This is a genomic window from Paenibacillus sp. E194 (assembly GCF_000935845.1).
GTDB classification, from domain to species: domain Bacteria; phylum Bacillota; class Bacilli; order Paenibacillales; family Paenibacillaceae; genus Paenibacillus_B; species Paenibacillus_B alvei_B.
The window spans coordinates 1-743 of the sequence record NZ_JMDX01000534.1; the positions used below are offsets into that span (position 1 = coordinate 1).

The 743-nt window shown below is 45.6% G+C and carries 1 protein-coding gene; it reads left to right on the top strand.

What is annotated here, in order from left to right; translation table 11 throughout:
* On the top strand, positions 1-610 hold a 610-nt coding region (locus AZ66_RS29415; RefSeq protein WP_044358218.1), incomplete at its 5' end, for a chitinase.
* Between the last annotated feature and the right edge of the window lie 133 nt (positions 611-743).

Below are 743 nucleotides of genomic sequence, written 5' to 3' on the forward strand. Positions count from 1 at the left end.
CGTTACCGAGGCTCAATTCAATCAAATGTTCCCTAACCGCAATCCATTCTATACTTATTCCGGTTTAGTATCCGCTCTGTCCTCCTACCCTGCCTTTGCCAATACAGGAAGCGACACGCTCAAAAAACAAGAGGCAGCAGCTTTTCTAGGAAATGTAGCCCAAGAATCGGGACATTTAAGATACATCGTCGAGCTGGATACGGCAAATTACCCGTTTTATTGCGATAACACGAGTGTTCTGTACCCATGCGCACCTGGTAAGCAGTACTATGGAAGAGGCCCGATCCAATTGAGCTGGAACGTCAATTATGGTGCCGCTGGCGCTGCATTGGGACTTCCGCTTCTGACCAATCCAGACTTGGTCGCGCAGGATTCCTCGGTAGCATGGAAAACAGCCTTGTGGTTCTGGAACACACAGAGCGGAGCAGGGACTATGACACCGCATAATGCAATTGTCAACGGCTCAGGCTTCGGGGAAACTATCCGTTCTATTAATGGGGCGAAGGAATGTAACGGCTTAAATCCAGCCGCAGTAGAGAATCGAGTCAATTTCTTCACGATTTTCGCTAATTTACTCGGTATTTCAACAGGAAACAATCTCAGGTGTTAGATTTGGAATTGATGTGCATAACAAACTTTTCTTCGAACAGGTACGAAATGGCCATATATTAAATGAACTTAGTCAGTCTGTGTTCATGTACAAAAAAAACGACTCCGTGGCAACGGAGTCGTTTTTTTCATAT